The sequence below is a fragment of the Nocardia sp. NPDC004582 genome, from assembly GCF_053602115.1.
The window spans coordinates 73,731-89,040 of the sequence record NZ_JBSGCY010000003.1 but is presented as its reverse complement, the minus strand read 5'-3'; the positions used below and the strand labels follow the sequence as shown (position 1 = coordinate 89,040).

General features: G+C 67.9%; 15 protein-coding genes. 5 read left to right on the top strand and 10 right to left on the bottom strand.

Annotated features, from left to right (window positions below):
* Positions 1 to 104 precede the first annotated feature (104 nt).
* Complete coding sequence (locus ACWELJ_RS01785; RefSeq protein ID WP_452364266.1) at positions 105 to 932, bottom strand: helix-turn-helix transcriptional regulator; 828 nt, start codon at positions 930 to 932, stop codon at positions 105 to 107.
* 84 nt (positions 933 to 1,016) lie between these two features.
* On the opposite strand from ACWELJ_RS01785, the gene ACWELJ_RS01780 reads away from it, so the two are divergent.
* Positions 1,017 to 1,766 (top strand): SDR family oxidoreductase, encoded by a 750-nt coding sequence (locus tag ACWELJ_RS01780; protein WP_452364265.1) that lies wholly within the window; start codon positions 1,017 to 1,019, stop codon positions 1,764 to 1,766.
* Between the two features lie 3 nt (positions 1,767 to 1,769).
* Here the strand turns inward: ACWELJ_RS01780 and ACWELJ_RS01775 are convergent, their stop codons facing one another.
* From ACWELJ_RS01775 to ACWELJ_RS01760, 4 genes are all read right to left on the bottom strand, one after another.
* Positions 1,770 to 2,057, bottom strand: a complete 288-nt coding sequence (locus ACWELJ_RS01775; RefSeq protein ID WP_452364264.1) for a hypothetical protein — start codon at positions 2,055 to 2,057, stop codon at positions 1,770 to 1,772.
* A gap of 167 nt (positions 2,058 to 2,224) precedes the next feature.
* Positions 2,225 to 2,767: an NUDIX domain-containing protein gene (locus ACWELJ_RS01770; RefSeq protein WP_452364263.1), complete on the bottom strand. Its 543-nt coding sequence runs from the start codon at positions 2,765 to 2,767 to the stop codon at positions 2,225 to 2,227.
* 101 nt (positions 2,768 to 2,868) lie between these two features.
* Entirely contained in the window at positions 2,869 to 3,423 is a 555-nt protein-coding gene (locus tag ACWELJ_RS01765; RefSeq protein ID WP_452364262.1) for an NADAR family protein, read from the bottom strand.
* A gap of 157 nt (positions 3,424 to 3,580) precedes the next feature.
* Positions 3,581 to 4,774 carry a hypothetical protein gene (locus tag ACWELJ_RS01760; RefSeq protein WP_452364261.1) on the bottom strand — a complete coding sequence of 398 codons (1,194 nt, stop codon included), beginning with the start codon at positions 4,772 to 4,774 and terminating at the stop codon, positions 3,581 to 3,583.
* 55 nt (positions 4,775 to 4,829) lie between these two features.
* Between ACWELJ_RS01760 and ACWELJ_RS01755 the strand changes: the two genes are divergently transcribed.
* Both ACWELJ_RS01755 and ACWELJ_RS01750 read left to right on the top strand, forming a co-directional pair.
* A complete protein-coding gene (locus ACWELJ_RS01755) occupies positions 4,830 to 6,089 on the top strand; it encodes an FAD-binding oxidoreductase (protein ID WP_452364260.1) in 1,260 nt (419 codons plus the stop codon).
* A 143-nt stretch (positions 6,090 to 6,232) separates the two neighbouring features.
* Positions 6,233 to 7,048 carry an SDR family NAD(P)-dependent oxidoreductase gene (locus tag ACWELJ_RS01750; protein ID WP_452364259.1) on the top strand — a complete coding sequence of 272 codons (816 nt, stop codon included), beginning with the start codon at positions 6,233 to 6,235 and terminating at the stop codon, positions 7,046 to 7,048.
* 65 nt (positions 7,049 to 7,113) lie between these two features.
* Here ACWELJ_RS01750 and ACWELJ_RS01745 read toward each other — a convergent pair whose 3' ends face one another.
* Entirely contained in the window at positions 7,114 to 7,530 is a 417-nt protein-coding gene (locus ACWELJ_RS01745; protein ID WP_357286489.1) for a cytochrome c oxidase subunit 4, read from the bottom strand.
* Positions 7,531 to 7,542: 12 nt separating this feature from the next.
* On the bottom strand, positions 7,543 to 8,541 hold the full coding sequence (ctaC, locus tag ACWELJ_RS01740; protein ID WP_452364319.1) for an aa3-type cytochrome oxidase subunit II: 999 nt from the start codon (positions 8,539 to 8,541) through the stop codon (positions 7,543 to 7,545).
* A 436-nt stretch (positions 8,542 to 8,977) separates the two neighbouring features.
* On the opposite strand from ctaC, the gene asnB reads away from it, so the two are divergent.
* On the top strand, positions 8,978 to 10,945 hold the full coding sequence (asnB, locus tag ACWELJ_RS01735; RefSeq protein WP_452364258.1) for an asparagine synthase (glutamine-hydrolyzing): 1,968 nt from the start codon (positions 8,978 to 8,980) through the stop codon (positions 10,943 to 10,945).
* A gap of 54 nt (positions 10,946 to 10,999) precedes the next feature.
* On the opposite strand, the gene ACWELJ_RS01730 is transcribed toward asnB, so the two are convergent.
* The 3 genes from ACWELJ_RS01730 to ACWELJ_RS01720 are packed head-to-tail and all read right to left on the bottom strand — an operon-like array spanning position 11,000 to position 13,622.
* A complete protein-coding gene (locus ACWELJ_RS01730; protein WP_452364318.1) occupies positions 11,000 to 11,662 on the bottom strand; it encodes a methionine ABC transporter permease in 663 nt (220 codons plus the stop codon).
* 26 nt (positions 11,663 to 11,688) lie between these two features.
* Positions 11,689 to 12,750, bottom strand: a complete 1,062-nt coding sequence (locus ACWELJ_RS01725) for a methionine ABC transporter ATP-binding protein (protein ID WP_452364257.1) — start codon at positions 12,748 to 12,750, stop codon at positions 11,689 to 11,691.
* Entirely contained in the window at positions 12,747 to 13,622 is an 876-nt protein-coding gene (locus ACWELJ_RS01720; RefSeq protein ID WP_452364256.1) for a MetQ/NlpA family ABC transporter substrate-binding protein, read from the bottom strand. Before ACWELJ_RS01720 ends, ACWELJ_RS01725 begins: the two co-directional genes overlap by 4 nt.
* 280 nt (positions 13,623 to 13,902) lie before the next feature.
* On the opposite strand from ACWELJ_RS01720, the gene ACWELJ_RS01715 reads away from it, so the two are divergent.
* Positions 13,903 to 15,297, top strand: a complete 1,395-nt coding sequence (locus ACWELJ_RS01715; RefSeq protein ID WP_452364255.1) for a DUF1254 domain-containing protein — start codon at positions 13,903 to 13,905, stop codon at positions 15,295 to 15,297.
* Positions 15,298 to 15,310: the final 13 nt, after the last annotated feature.

Here is a 15,310-nt window from a genome sequence, read left to right as displayed (position 1 = left end):
CCCAATTCTTGCCAACGCTTGTTGGCCAACGTCTGTTGAATAAGACGGTACGACCCGGTCAGCTGCATGTCAACAGTTGTTGGCCAACGATTGTTGGCAAACTTTCAGCGGTCGGTCGACGCCGCCAGGGAGTGGAAGATGCTCGCCGTACGGCTGTGCGGGGTCGCGCAGTAGACGATCACCCGCTGATCGGTGTCGGAGATGTGCAGGACCTGGCACTGGAAGTCCAGCGGGCCCAGCTCCGGATGCCGGATCCGTTTGCGGTGGGTGCGGCGCACCTCCACCTCGTGCGCACCCCACATGTCGGCGAAACGCGGTGAGGTGCCCAGCAATTCGGTGACCAGCGCGGCGAGCGCCGGATGCCCCGGGTACCGGGCGTAGGCCGCGCGCAGGTCCGCGATGAGGGCGCGGGCGAAGTCGCGGGTGTCGGCCTCGGCCCACTGCGGGTGGTCGACGGCCTCCCGGAACATCCAGCGGATCATATTGCGCTCATGGCCGGGCACGGTGTCGAGATCGCCGACGAAGGGGGTCGCGGCCCGGTTCCAGGCGAGCACCTCATAGGTGGCGTCCACCACGTAGGCCGGGGTCGCCAAGGCGTCGAGGATGGTCCGGACCGCCTGCGGCACAATCTTGTTCGGCCCCGCCACCGCCGGCGGCGCCTCCCCCGCGATCCGGAACAGGTACTCGCGTTCGTCGAGGGTCAGCATGAGCGCGCGGGCCAGCGCCGCCAGCACCTGCCGCGAGGGTTTCGCCCCGCGCGCCTGCTCCATCCGGATGTAGTAGTCCACCGAGATCCCGGCCAGCTGCGCCACCTCCTGACGCCGCAGGCCGGGCGCGCGGCGGTTCAGGCCCAGGGGCAGTCCGACATCGGTGGGGGTCAGCCGGTTGCGCCGGGCCTTGAGAAAGGCCGCGAGCTCGCTACGGTCAGCCATGGCTCCAGTGTGGGCCGGTATTCCGATCCAGGGTGGTACAAACGGGTCCTCCCTCCGAATCCGCTGCCGCGCGAAGCTTTTCCCATGAGCGAAACAGCATTCATCACCGGGGCCAACAAGGGCATCGGCTACGAGACCGCCCGGCAGCTGGCCGCGCGCGGCATGACCGTCCTGATCGGCGCGCGCGACCCCGGGCTCGGGCGGGCCGCCGCCGACAAACTGCGGGCCGAGGGCGCCGACGCCCACGCCATCCAGATCGACGTCACCGACGAGGATTCCGTCGCCCGCGCCGCCGCCCGCATCGAATCCGAGTTCGGCCGGCTCGACGTGCTGGTCAACAACGCGGCCATCACCGGCGGCCTGGAAGGCGACGGCAAGGCGTCCTCGGGAACGGTGGCCACCTTGCGTCAGGTGTACGAGACCAATGTCTTCGGCATGGTCGCCGTCACCAATGCCCTGTTGCCGCTGCTGCGCCGCGCCGCGGCGGCCCGAATCGTCAATGTCTCCAGCGAAGTCGGCTCGCTCACCGCGCGCGCCGACCCGGAAGGCGTGTTCTCCCAGATGCCCTCGGCGATTCCCTACACCTCGTCCAAGACCGCCGTGAACATGGTGACGGTCCTGTACGCGCAGGAGTTGCAGGACACCCCGATCAAGGTGAACGCGGCCAATCCCGGGTACACGGCGACGGATCTCAACGGCAACAGCGGTTTCCGCACCGCCGAGCAGGGCGCCGAACCCAGCGTCCACCTCGCGACGCTGCCCGCGGACGGGCCGACGGGCATCTTCTGGGGGCACGTCTTCGGTAGCGAGGAGTACGCGCGGCTGGACTGGTGAGGACTACCAGCTGCCCGTGGACGGCGGGTCGCCGCGGTGCCACATATCGTTGCGGTCACGCATGCAGCGCGGCAGCCACCATTCGTGGCGTTGCTTGCAGTGGTGGATGAACCAGGCGTCGCCCTGGTCGCCGCCGCCGTCGCGGTCTGGACCCTGGTCGTCGTGGCGGGTGGCGACCGGGACCGCCACCGGACCGGTGGCCGGTGCGGCCTGGGCCGCGGCCAGGCCCGTCACCAGTGGCGCCGTCACCAGCACGGCCGCCAGCGCGGCCGCGGGAGTTCTTCCGAACATATGATCACTTCTTCGTATTACGGAGTGCACCAATACGATCCATGACCAACCCCCGAGCCCTTTCAGGCGTGGACCGCGACGACCATTGAACGCCGCCCGCGTCACGCCGCAAGGGCCATCGGTATCCACTTTCAGCGGATCTTCCGCTTTTGAACGTAATGAACCGTCTATCCGACTGGACGCCCGGTCGCCTTCTCGTGCAGCAGCAGAAGCGAATACGCGGCAACGGTCTGCGCGTCCACGATCGCCCCCGCCCGGATCATGTCCTCGAACTCGTCGCGGGTGAACCACCCCGACTCCATGTCCAGCTCCGACGGCTCCCGCTCGTGCTCGCCCTCGGTCAACTCGGTCGCCAGCACCACCGTCCCGTAGTGCGTACTGGTCCCCGGCGCCGGCGCCACCTTCCCGAGCACCGTCAATGTCCCCGCCCGCAGCCCGGTCTCCTCCCGCAACTCCTGCCGGGCCACCTCGACCATCTCGCTCTCCCCCGCCACCGCGCCACCCGGGAACTCCCAGCACCGCCGCCGCAACGGATACCGGAACTGCTCCACCAGATGGAACCGCTCCCCATCCCACGGAATCACGATCGCGAAGTCCGCCTTCCGGATGAAGGCGTAGATCGACTCCTCCCCATCGGCCTGGCGCACCACATCCTCCCGCACCGTGATCCACCGATTCGAGTACACCTCACGACCACTCACCGTCTCCATGCCCCAATCCTCCCTCACCAGGATCGGAGCAGCCCGGGTTCAGCCGTTCTGCGCGACGGCGGGAGTGCACGCGGTCTCGCGACCGGCAGCCGAGGCCCGGGTCAGAGCTGGCGGGCGGGGGCCAGCGCGTCGCGGGCGTCCATGAGGGCGAAGCCGAGGAGGTTCTCGCCGCGCCACAACGACGGGTCGGCGGCGTCGGGGTTCTCCGCGCCCAGGCCGATGCCCCAGATGGTGTCGCGGGGCGCGGCTTCCACCAGGACCTTCTCGGTGGTGGCGAGCAGGAAGTCGCGCAGTGCGTCGTGCTGGCCGAATTTGGCGATGCTGCCGCGCAGCACGATGTCGAAGCGGTGGGCTTCCCAGGTGTCCTGGTCGAAGCCGGAGATGGCGCGGCCCAGGCGTTTCGCGTCGGCGGGGGTGCCGCCGGCGAGGATGCGGGTGCGCATGGCCTCGTCGCCGAACAGGCGGGCCTTCTCGGCCATCATGAAATGCTCGGCGCTGGAGTAGGTCTGGCCGTCCACGGTGAAGTCGACGGGCCACCACTGGCTGAGCACCCATGTGCCGACCTCGTGCCCGGGGGTGCGGGTGTGCCCCCAGAAGAAGAGGAACTCCGGTCTCGCTCCGGCCGCCATATCCGCTGTCAGCTGCGCCCTGTCCACGCCGCGACCCTAGCCGACCCGGATGACACAGTTGTGAAGTTATCCCGCCACGCCGATGACGCGCCGCACCGCTGGCGAGCGCGCCGCACCGTGGCGGCCAATGCCTCGCGCGGCGGCGAACCGGACGTCCGGCCGGAATCGTTGCGCCCCTGGCGAATCACAGGGCGAGCGAGCGTAGCCGGGTCATGACGTCGGCGGGTGGGTGGTCGTGGACGCGGAAGCGCGGCGGGTCGTATTCGTCGGCGAGTTCCAGTGGCACGAGGCCGGAGACGTCGTTCCACGCGACCCGGAAGACGTCGCCCTCGCCGGTGACGAAGCAGATGTAGTCGGCGGCGGGCAGCAGGTTGGTGGTGCCGTCGGTCCAGGAGGTCATGGTGTATTCGCCGCCATCGGGGGCGCGGACGTGCAGCAGCTCCATGATCGCGCCCTCTCGGTCGGGTTCGGCGCGCAGCTTCTCGGTCTGCGTGCGATACGCGCCGACGGCCAGTTGCGCCTGGGCGTGCCGGATGCCGGCGTACGCCGGATGATCCTCGGGCACCCGCAGCGGCATCAGGTCCCCGTTGTCGTCCACGGTGTAGGGCACCGCCGACAGCGGGCGCAGCGCGGCCTCGTGCCGTTCGGTCGCCAGCGTCAGCAACTGCGGCAGCGCCTCGGGCGTCGCCCCCAGCACCACCAGCATGCCGAGATGGCCGGGCAGGAAAACCAGTGGCGTGCCGCCGGTTCGGGTCCGCACCCCCGCCAGCCAGCCCGCCACCAGGGGTAGCGAGCCGACATAGTTCTCGCCGTCGTCGGCGAAGTCCAGCACCCGCACTCCCTGTCCCGGATCGAAGGCGGTCAGCGTGCTCATGGCCAGCTCGGTGAGATTGGCGTGCGCGACCGCGTACACCTGCTCGTCGTCCACGCCCCAGCGCGAAAGATCCTGCCGGGTCACGAATTGCACGGTGCTGGGCAGATCGATCACCACCAGCTCCGACAGGTACGGCAGCGCGGGCCGGGTGAGCACCAGATCGCGGCCCGCCACCCCCGCGACCTGCACCGCCCCGTAGCCGGCCCGCCGCAGCACCGGCCGCAGCTTGGGCGCCACCTCGCCCCAGCCCTCGGGGGCGTCGGGCGGCAGCAGCAGGGCGTCGACGGCCTCGAACAGTTCGGCGTTGATCTTCCCGTCGAACCGGCGATACAGCGTGTCCAGATTCAGCTTCGCCGCGTACCCGTTGGTCAGCCGGTAGGCGATCTCGTACGCCTCCGCGTCGAACTGCGCGAACTCCACCGCGTCGTACCCCCGCACCTGCTCCAAGATCTTCTTGCCGAACCGATTTCGCGGCGACCCGAAAACCCCACCCAGGAAACTCATAGGCCGGACTCTACGCGCGAGCGTAATTCGCGCGGTTGTGGTTAGCTGTAGCGCCATGAGCACGCCCGTCTCCACCCACCCCGACGAGTTTCTGCCCCGCGACACCGCGGATGTGGTTCGGACCGTTCGGGATTCACGTCGTTCGACGAAACCGCTGATCATCCGGGGTGGGGAACGTCCGGACGAGGAGTTCGGACTGCCGGTGCAGGGCACCACCCTGAGCATGCGGAAGATGAACCGCGTGCAGGTGGTCGACGCCGATGCCAGAACTGTGCGCGTGCAGGCGGGGGCCCGGCTGTCCGATATCGACCGCACCCTGGGCGCGCACGGGCTCGGGCTGCCCATCGTGGGTGACCATCGCGACATCACCGCGGGCGGATTCGCGGCGGTGGGCGGGCTGTCGGCGGCGTCGCATCGCTTCGGCATGTTCTCCGACAATGTGGCCGAACTCGAGTACGTCGATCAGGACGGCCGTTTCGGCACCTGCGGGCGCACCCATCACGCCGAGCGCTTCCGCAAGATCCTGGGCGGCGGCGGGCGCACCGGCATCATCACCGCGCTCACCCTCGAGGTGACCGGTGTGGACAAGGACCGCACCTGGCTCACCACCGACGCGCACCGCTTCCTGGACTTCGACACCTGGGTGGAGCACTCCTACCGGGAGATCCAGTCCCCGGGCAACTCCATGCTGCAGGTGGGCCGCTGGATCGACACCGCGCCGCTGAAGGTCGCGCGCCCGGTGGGCACCGGCACCGTGCAGCTGGGCACGGTCCGCTTCGGCCAGTGGTCGAGCCTGCACCCCACCACCCCGAATCTGTCGCTGCGCGCCCGGCGTGAGGTCGGCGCGCGGGCCCGGAAGTCGCTGGGCGCCATCGCCGCCTCGGCGGGCGGCCGCGCCGGCATGCCGGTCCGCAATGCCGCGGCGGGCGCGCTCATGTTCGCTCCGAAGGTGCTGACCCTGCGCGACGCGGAGTACCTGGCCGACACCGTGATCAGCTCCTCGGAGCGCGGCCCGGCCTACCGCATCTCGCTTTTCGCGCCCATGTCCAACTACGCGCGGGTCTTCCACGGCCTGCACGACCTGTTCTCCGGGCACCGCGAGCGCACCGGCTGCTTCACCGTGATCTCGGCCATGACCTACGGTGTGCGCTCCCGCTACCTGCGCGAACTCGACAACGAGGACCACGGCTTCATCACCTTCACCTGCCGGTTGCGCCCGGCGGCGCTGCCCTCGGAACTGTTGCGGGACATCGTGTCCGGAATCGACGAGATCTGTGTCGCCGAACGCGCACGGCGTTATGACCCGACCGAATAGAATGTGTTCCGCCGCTCACCCAGCAATCGCGTAGCGCAAATCAGCTATCGGTTGGCAGCCGGGAGACGCGGCGGTATCGATACTGTCGGCGGGGTATCGGTGCATGGTTCATGCTCAATCCTCAGATGAAGGTTGCCTGTCCCATGATCGAATTCCGTGCTGCCCGCCGCCCCCGCACCACCGCTGACCCCGAGGGCGAACGCCCGCTCGAGGGCAAACGCGTGGTCATCACCGACGCCACCGCCGAGATCGGCCGAGAAACGGCCCGACTACTCGGTTTTCACGGCGCCGAGGTGATCCTGGTCGCCCGCGAAGGCTCCCAGCTGGTCGAAGAATGCGCCACCATCATCGAATCCGGCGGCCGCGCCCACTGGTACCGCTGCGACATCGCCGCCCTCGGCGATGTCGACCAGCTGGTCGAGTGGCTGCTCACCGAATTCGACACCATCGACGTGCTGGTCAACAACACCGGTCGCCCCGCCCGCCGCCCGGTCCTGCAATCGCTGGACCGCTTCCGCGACTACCAGCGCATGATGGCCGCCTACTACTTCGGCCCGCTGCGCCTGACCCTGGGCCTGCTCCCCGCCATGCTCGCGGGCGGCTCCGGCCACGTGGTGAACGTCGGCCCCTGGAGCCCGGAGACCGGGGCCGCGCCGAACTTCGCCTCCTACGCCTCCGCCCAGGCCGCCTGGACCACCTTCGGCCAGTGCGCCGACGCCGAGCTGTCCCCGCGCGGCATCCACGTCTCCACGGTCCAGTACCCGATCTTCAACGACGCCACCAGCGCTCGCGCGCACGCCGACGACGGGACCATCGATCCCGCCGAGGCCGCCCGGTGGATCGAGACCGCCATCCGCACCCGCCCGGCCCAGCTGCCACCGCGGTTCCCGCGCGCCCTGCTGGGGCTGGCGTCGATGTCACCGCGCACCACCCGGCTCAAGCACGCGCTCGGCATCTGAATCGCCCCTGAACGGCGAAGCGCCCCATCCGGATTCGGATGGGGCGCTTCGGGTCTTGCTTCGGCTCAGTGCTTTTCCGGGCCCAGGTGGTACTCGAAGACCAGACCGGCGACCGCGCCCAGGACGCAGACGACGCCGATGCCGATCAGCCAGAACTGGAAGAACGCCAGGCCCAGCGCGGTGACCGAACCCGCGGCGGCCAGCAGGATGGGCCAGAACGAACCGGGCGAGAAGAAGCCCAGGTCGCCGGCGCCGTCCACGATCTCGGCCTCCTCGTAGTCCTCGGGACGCAGGTCCAGACGACGGGCGACGAAGCGGAAGTAGGTGGCCACGATCAGGGCCAGACCACCGGTCAGCACGATGGCGGTGGTGCCCGCCCACTCGACGCCGGTGCGGGACTGGCCCGTGAAGTAGCCGTAGATCACGGCCACGATCACGAAGAAGACCGTGAGCAGTTCGAAGATGCGAGCTTCGACCTTCATGTCAGTTCATCCTCACTTGGCGTCGGCGAGCTCGTTGCCGCGCGCCTTGCGGTCGGTGTTGAACGGCTTGGTGGAGGTCGCCACCGGCGACTGACCGATCGCGGAGAGCGCCTCGCCGTTGGTCTTGTGGTCCTTGATCCGCGCGTCCATGTACTTCTTGAAGTCGTCCGGCGAGACGACCCGGATCTCGAAGTTCATCATCGAGTGGAAGGTGCCGCACATCTCGGCACAACGGCCGACGAACGCGCCTTCCTTCTCGATCTTGGTGATCTGGAAGACGTTGTCCGAGTTGTTCTGCTTCGGGTTCGGCATCACGTCGCGCTTGAACAGGAACTCCGGCACCCAGAACGAGTGGATGACGTCGGCCGCGGCCAGCTGGAACTCGATGTTCTTGCCCGAGGGCAGCACCAGGACGGGGATCTCGTTGGAGGTACCAACGGTCTCGACCTTGTCGTAGTGCAGGTAGGAGATGTCGTTCGCGGGCAGGCCGTTGTTCGGGCCCGGCTGCGGGTGGCCATCCTTGGTCGCTTCCTTGTAGCGATCCTTGATGTCCTGGTTCATGTCCTGGCGCTCGGTGTCGACACCGTCCCAGACCGGCGAGCCGTCCTTGAGGTCGACCTTCTGGTAGCCGAACTTCCAGTTCCACTGGAACGCCGTCACGTCGACCACGACGTCCGGGTTCTCGACCTTCTCGTGCACGTAGTTCTGCACGACGACGGTGAAGTAGAACAGCACGGCGATGATCACGAACGGGATCGCCGTGTAGCTCAGCTCCAGCGGCACGTTGTAACCGGTCTGCCGCGGGAACTCCGGGGAGTTCGCCTTCTTGCGGTGGAACGCGATGGTCCAGAAGGTCAGACCCCAGACCAGCACACCCATCGCCAGCGCGGCGAGCACGGACCAGGTCCACAGCTCGCGCATCCTGGTGGCCTGCGGCGTGATGCCCGAGGGCCAGCCGAATCGAAGCCAAACGTTGTCGATCGAGCAGCCGGAGACGAGCATCGCGGTCATCCCCAAGGACACCGCCAGCCCGGCCCGCCGAAGGATGCGGCCCCGCCGACCCTGGGCGGGTCGTGCCCCTATCGCCTCGCTCGCCTTGTGCGCCACGCTCAACGCCTTCCTGGTCGTCATTCCGACACCGCGCCGCCCGGGCTCCCTTCCGCCGGACGACACATAATCAGCACAGTTCGGGAGCTCGGGGAAGGGTACACGCGAACGCGCAACCGACCCTGAGAGTTTCCCAAGTACTACGCAGCGTAGACCAACAATGGCCCCCCGTTGCGACGGGGTCCTGTCCGACACTCCGGAAACCTCATATGCAGTGGATACGGGCTCTGGCGGCGGGATCGGCACCGGTACGGCATACTCGGGCAGTAGGTTTCGCGTGCAGCGTGCCCGTGCGGGTACGCCCCAATCCTTATGACTCCGGAAAGAGGTTCTCGGCGCAGTGTGTGGTCTGCTCGGATTTCTGACAGCTAGCACAGCTACTACTCCGGACGGGCGGACGGTCGAGACCACCGCTGCACAGGTGTACGAGGCGCTGCACTGTCAGCGCCACCGCGGCCCGGACGAGCGGGGCACCTGGAACGACGAGCGCATGATCTTCGGCTTCAACCGCCTGTCGATCATCGATATCGAGCACTCGCACCAGCCGCTGCGCTGGGGTCCCCCGGAGAACCCCGAGCGCTACGCCATGACCTTCAACGGCGAGATCTACAACTATCTGGAGCTGCGCGCCGAGCTGAAGGAAGCCCACGAGGCCGAGTTCGGCGACGCGCCGATGTTCCGCACCGAGGGTGACGGCGAGGCCATCATGGCCGCCTTCCACTACTGGGGCGCCAAGGCCCCGAGCCGGCTGCGCGGCATGTTCGCCTTCGCCATCTGGGACACCGAGCTGAACAAGCTGTTCCTGGCCCGCGACCCGTTCGGCATCAAGCCGCTGTTCATCGCCACCGGCGCCGGCGGCACCGCCTTCTCCAGCGAGAAGAAGAGCCTGCTGGGCCTGCTCCCGGCGCTGGAGCTGTCCGACGCCCTGGACCCGCGCGCGCTCGAGCACTACACGGTGCTGCAGTACGTGCCCGAGGCCGAGACCCTGCACAAGGACATCCGCCGCCTGGAGTCGGGCTGCTACGCCTGGGTCGAGCCCGGCCGCGCCCCGCAGGTGACCCGCTACTTCAACCCGCAGTTCCGGGTGCAGAAGTTCGCGGCGGGCTCGGAGACCAAGCGCTACAAGGAGATCGCCGAGGCGCTCGAGGACTCCGTCGCCAAGCACATGCGCGCGGACGTCACGGTCGGCGCGTTCCTGTCCGGCGGCATCGACTCCACCGCCATCGCCGCGCTGGCCATCCGCCACAACCCGAACCTGCTGACCTTCACCTCGGCGTTCGAGCGGCAGGGCTATTCGGAGGCCGACGTGGCCGCCGAGACCGCCGAGGCCATCGGCGCCAAGCACTACATCCGCATGGTCTCCCCCGAGGAGTACGCGGCCGCCATCTCCGAAATCGTCTGGTACCTCGACGAACCCGTCGCCGACCCGGCGCTGGTGCCGCTGTACTTCGTGGCCAAGGAGGCCCGCAAGCACGTCAAGGTGGTGCTCTCCGGCGAGGGCTCCGACGAGCTGTTCGGCGGCTACACCATCTACCGGGAACCGCTGTCGCTCAAGCCCTTCGACTACCTGCCCAAGCCGTTGCGCAAGCTGGCGGGCAAGGTGTCGGATCGGATTCCGGAAGGCACCCGCGGCAAGAGCCTGCTGCACCGCGGCTCGCTCACCCTGGAAGAGCGCTACTACGGCAACGCGCGCAGCTTCAACGACGCCCAGCTGCGCTCGGTGCTGCGCGAGTTCCGGCCCGAGTGGACGCACCAGGACGTCACCGCCCCGATCTACGCCATGCAGGGCTACCACTGGGACCCGGTGGCGCGCATGCAGCACCTGGACCTGTTCACCTGGCTGCGCGGCGACATCCTGGTCAAGGCCGACAAGATGACCATGGCCAACTCGCTGGAGCTGCGCGTCCCGTTCCTGGACCCCGAGGTGTTCAAGGTCGCCGAGAAGATCCCGGTGGACCAGAAGATCACCAAGGAGACCACCAAGTACGCGCTGCGCCGGGCGCTCACCGACATCGTGCCGCCGCATGTGCTCAATCGGGCCAAGCTCGGCTTCCCGGTGCCGCTGCGGCACTGGCTGCGCGGCCCGGAACTCTACGACTGGGCACGCGCCCAGATCACCGAGTCGGGCACCGACCACCTGCTGAACAGGCAGGCCATCCTGGCCATGCTGGAGGCGCACCGCACCGGTCCGGTCGACCACAGCCGCCGCCTGTGGACGCTCATCGTGTTCATGATCTGGCACGGCATCTTCGTGGAGAACCGGATCAAGCCCGAGATCCAGGAGCCGGCCTACCCGGTCAACCTGTAGTCAGGCCGCACATCATGGCCGCACCTCATCCGGGGGTGCGGCCATGATGTTCTCTCACCGGCGCAGCACCCGGCGGGCCAGCCAGTTGCCGAGGAACTGAATCCCCTGCACCCCGGCGACAATGATCAACGTCGCCACCAGCGTGACCTGCCAGTCGAACCGCTGATAGCCGTAGACCAGCGCGAAGTCACCCAACCCGCCACCACCGACCGTCCCCGCCATCGCGGACATGTCGACGATGGCGATGACGATGAAGGTGTACCCGAGCACCAAGGGCCCCAACGCTTCCGGAATCAGCAAACTGAGAATGATCCGCAGCGGCCCCGCCCCCATCGACCGCGCCGCCTCGATCACCCCCGGATCCACAGTCACCAGATTCTGCTCGACAATCCGCGCGATCCCGAACGAAGCCGCCACGATCATCACGAACGCCGCCGCATCCGTCCCGATCGTCGTCCCGATCACCTTCAGCGTCACCGGCCCCAGCGCGGCCAGCAAGATGATGAACGGAATCGGCCGCACCACATTCACCAGCACGTTCAATACCAGATTGAGCGGCGCGTTGGCGAGCAGCCCGCCCTTCCGGGTCGTATAGAGCGCGGTCCCCAATGCCAGCCCGATGGTGCCGCCGACAACGAAGGTGAGCAGTACCAGGTAGATCGTGGTGCCGACCGCCTCACTCAGCACGGGCCGTAGCCGATCCCAATCCGTATGCACGGCAGCCAGACTGCTCGCACCGCCGGTCATGCGCTCCTCCGATCGCTCTCGGCCGCCACCGCCACGCCGCGGACGGACCGACCCGACTCGAGGCGCTCGGCAACCTGGCGCACGGCGTCCTCCGGGCCGTCCAGGGCGAGGGTCAGGCTGCCGAAGGTTTTGTCCTGCAAGGTGCTCACGCCGCCGAAGACGATCTCGAAGCTCACGCCCTGGGCCGCGGCGGAGGCCAGGGCCGGACCGATCCCGTTCTCGTCGTCGACGGCAACGGTCACCAATCGGCCGGCGCACCGCTCCCCCAGCCGTTGTAGTTCGTCGGCGGTCGGCCGGTTGTGCAGGACCGTCTCCACGAACGATCGGGTGGGTGCGGCGGCGGGTGCCGAGAACACCTCGAACGTACTGGCCAACTCCACGATGCGCCCCTCGGCCAGCACCGCCACCCGGTCTGCCACCGCGCGGATCACGTCCATTTCGTGCGTGATGACCACGATGGTGACGCCGAGCTCGCGGTTGATCTTCTTCAGCAGTCGCAGTACCTCGCCGGTGGTCTCCGGGTCCAGCGCCGAGGTCGCCTCGTCGGCGAGCAGCAATGACGGCGAGGTGGCCAGTGCCCGGGCGATGCCGACGCGCTGTTTCTGGCCGCCGGACAACTGGTCCGGGTAACTGCGCGCCTTGTCCGAAAGTCCCACGAAGTCCAGTAGTTCCGCCACGCGCGCCTTACGCCGCGCGCGCGGCCAGCCCGCCACCTTCAAGGGGTATTCGATATTGCCGGCGGCGGTGCGCGAGCGGAACAGGTTGAACTGCTGGAACACCATGCCGATATCGCGGCGCAGCTGCCGCACTCGCGATTCCGGGACGCCGGTTATGGGGTCGCCGGAGACGAGCACGGTGCCGCCGGTGGGTTGCTCCAAGGCATTGATCAACCGGGCCAGCGTGGACTTGCCCGCGCCGGAATAGCCGATCACACCGAAGATCTCGCCCCGCTCGATGCGCAGGTCGATGCCGTCGAGCGCCGTGTGGCGCTGTTTGCCGGTCCGGAAGACCTTGGTGACCGAGCGGAATTCGACGGCCGCGGCACTGTCGTCGCTCACTTGGTATCGCGGATGGTCTGCTGCACCCGCGCCAGGATCCGCTCCAGCTCGGGCCCGTTCTTCGTCACTTCGAGCGCGGTGCCCTTGGAGTCCTCTCGCACCGACTTCTGCACCTCGGGGCTGTGGAAGATGTCCACCAGCTTCAGGTAGGTGGCATTGCCCTTGTCCGCGGCCCGGGTGACGAACGCGTTGATGTACGGCTCGGCACCGGGATTGCCCGGATCATCCTTGTACAGCGCGGATTTCGGATCGATGCCGGACTTGAGCAGGTAGGTGTTGTTGACGACGGACCCGTCCACCGACTCCAGCGAAAGCGCCGTCTGCGCCGCGTCGACCGCGGTCACCTTGACCTTGGACGCGCCCTTGTCCACGTCGGCGGGCGTCGGCTGGCGAACAGCACCGTTGATCTTCAGCAGTCCGGCCGCCTGCAGGACGAACAGCGCCCGCGCCTGATTGGTCGGATCGTTCGGTATGGCGATCTCCCCGCCCAGCGGGATCTCGGCCACCGACTTGTGCTTCTTGGAGTACAGCCCCAGCGGCACGATCTGCGTCGCCCCGATCGGCGTCAGATCCTGATTGTTGGCCACGTTGTACTGCCCCAGGAACTGGAGGTGCTGGAACAGATTCACATCGATCTGCTTCTGCGCCAATGCCGTATTCGGCTGCGAATAGTCCGAGTAGTGGACGATATTCAGGTTGATGCCCTGTTCCTTGGCCTTGTCCTTGAAGACGTCCCAGTGCGGATCGGACTCGGTGGTGCCGATGCGCACCGTGCTGCCGCCGGAGTCGTCGCCGCTGCCGCAAGCCGTGAGGGTGAGGCTCGCGACGGCTGCTACCAGGACCGGGATCGCCAGTACCCGATGGAATTTCACTCGTGCTCCCGCATATTCGTATTGATTCGTGACTGGTGAAAATCGAACCCGGCCATGCAACCGTTCGGGTAATCGCCGGGCAATGATTGCGATCCTGGGGAACCAAAATCTTCCGGCCCCGACGACCGCTCGCCTACGGTGCATGAAATGGTCCGCATCGGCGTGAACGATCTCTCACAACCGCACTGGGACGTGTTCACGAGGAAGGCCGCCGAGGCTGTTCGAACTTTGCCGATCGTGGCTCCGGGATAACCCGCGGTCGCGGCAGTACGGTGCAGGCATGAGCGACCCCTTCGCGCACGTCTCGCGTCGCCGGTTCCTCGGACTGGGCCCGGCGACCGCGGCAGCCCTCGGGCTGGCCGCCTGTTCCACCTCCGACAACGGGTCCACCGCGACGACCACCGCGGCCTCCCACGACCCCAAGGACATCGCGGCCGACGCCTACGTCTTCGGCTACCCGCTGGTCCTGATGGATGTCACCCGCGAAACCGGCGGCCCGGCAAACCAATTCGTGCACCAGAACCCGCCCACCCCGGACGCGCGGCAGGTGGTGCGGCTCAACCTCGACACCCTGTACTCGCAGGCCTGGCTGGATCTGCGGCCCGAGCCGATGGTGTTGCAGGTGCCCGCCATCGAATCCGGCCGGTACTGGCTCATGCAGTTCCTGGACGCCTGGACCAATACGGTGCACGATCCCGCCAGCACCAACCCGCGCGTCAAGAACGCGCCGGAGCAGCCGCCCTACACCTATCTCGTCACGGGACCGGGCTGGAAGGGCACCGTGCCCCACGGCATGACCCAGCTGGCCATGCCGACCGGCACCACCTGGCTGCTGGGTCGCATCGAATACAAGGGCGAGGGCGATGTCGAGCATGTGCGGAGGCTTCAGCGCCAATTGAAACTGGCCCCGCTCAGTGTCTGGAATTCCGGTGCGGTACAGGGCGGTCCGGGGGCGGCGGCCGCGGGCGGCGGCGCACCCCCGCAGATGGTGGGGGCCATGGACGGGCCCACGTTCTTCGCGCGCATGTGCGCGGTCATGGCGATCAATCCCGCCGATGAGGACGACGCCGACGCCATGAAGCGCTTCGCCACCATCGGCATCACGCCGGGCGGGGCGGCCACCGTGCCCGCGGACGTGCTCAACGCGGGCCTCGCCGACGGCCGCCGCGCGCTCACCGAGTACCGGGATCCCAAGGCGCAGTATCAGAACGGGTGGCTGTTCAACCTGGAGGTCGGCGCCTACGGCACCGACTATCCGCTGCGCGCGCAGGTGGCCGCACTCGGCCTGGGCGCGAATCTGCCCCGGGACGCGGTGTATCCGACGATCAACGCGAATGCCGACGGCGACAGCCGATTCCGGGTCACCTTCGCCAAGGACCAGCTGCCGCCGGTGGGGGCGTTCTGGTCACTCACCGCCTATGACAGCGACTCGTACCTGGTGCAGAACCCCGCGCGGATCTACTCGGTCGGGCATCTGGTCCCGCTCGCACCGGCCGCGGACGGCACCGTCGCGATCGCGGTGCAGAGCGCTGATCCCGGGCCGGAGGTTCCGGCCGGGCACTGGCTGCCGATCCCGGAGTCCGGGCGGTTCTCCCTCACGCTGCGGCTGTACGCGCCGAAGGAAAGCGTGCTGAACGGGAAGTGGGAGGTCCCGAAGCTGGAGAAGCTGTCCTGAGCCGGGCCTGCAA

Excerpts from the sequence above, each read along its gene's own strand:
- ACWELJ_RS01775 (WP_452364264.1), bottom strand. The coding sequence starts at position 2,057 with ATGTTCGGAAGAACTCCCGCGGCCGCGCTGGCGGCCGTGCTGGTGACG.
- ACWELJ_RS01785 (WP_452364266.1), bottom strand. The coding sequence starts at position 932 with ATGGCTGACCGTAGCGAGCTCGCGGCCTTTCTCAAGGCCCGGCGCAAC.
- ACWELJ_RS01745 (WP_357286489.1), bottom strand. The coding sequence starts at position 7,530 with ATGAAGGTCGAAGCTCGCATCTTCGAACTGCTCACGGTCTTCTTCGTG.
- ACWELJ_RS01750 (WP_452364259.1), top strand. The coding sequence starts at position 6,233 with ATGATCGAATTCCGTGCTGCCCGCCGCCCCCGCACCACCGCTGACCCC.
- ACWELJ_RS01770 (WP_452364263.1), bottom strand. The coding sequence starts at position 2,767 with ATGGAGACGGTGAGTGGTCGTGAGGTGTACTCGAATCGGTGGATCACG.
- ACWELJ_RS01780 (WP_452364265.1), top strand. The coding sequence starts at position 1,017 with ATGAGCGAAACAGCATTCATCACCGGGGCCAACAAGGGCATCGGCTAC.
- ACWELJ_RS01715 (WP_452364255.1), top strand. The coding sequence starts at position 13,903 with ATGAGCGACCCCTTCGCGCACGTCTCGCGTCGCCGGTTCCTCGGACTG.
- ACWELJ_RS01760 (WP_452364261.1), bottom strand. The coding sequence starts at position 4,774 with ATGAGTTTCCTGGGTGGGGTTTTCGGGTCGCCGCGAAATCGGTTCGGC.
- ACWELJ_RS01755 (WP_452364260.1), top strand. The coding sequence starts at position 4,830 with ATGAGCACGCCCGTCTCCACCCACCCCGACGAGTTTCTGCCCCGCGAC.
- ctaC (WP_452364319.1), bottom strand. The coding sequence starts at position 8,541 with ATGACCGCGATGCTCGTCTCCGGCTGCTCGATCGACAACGTTTGGCTT.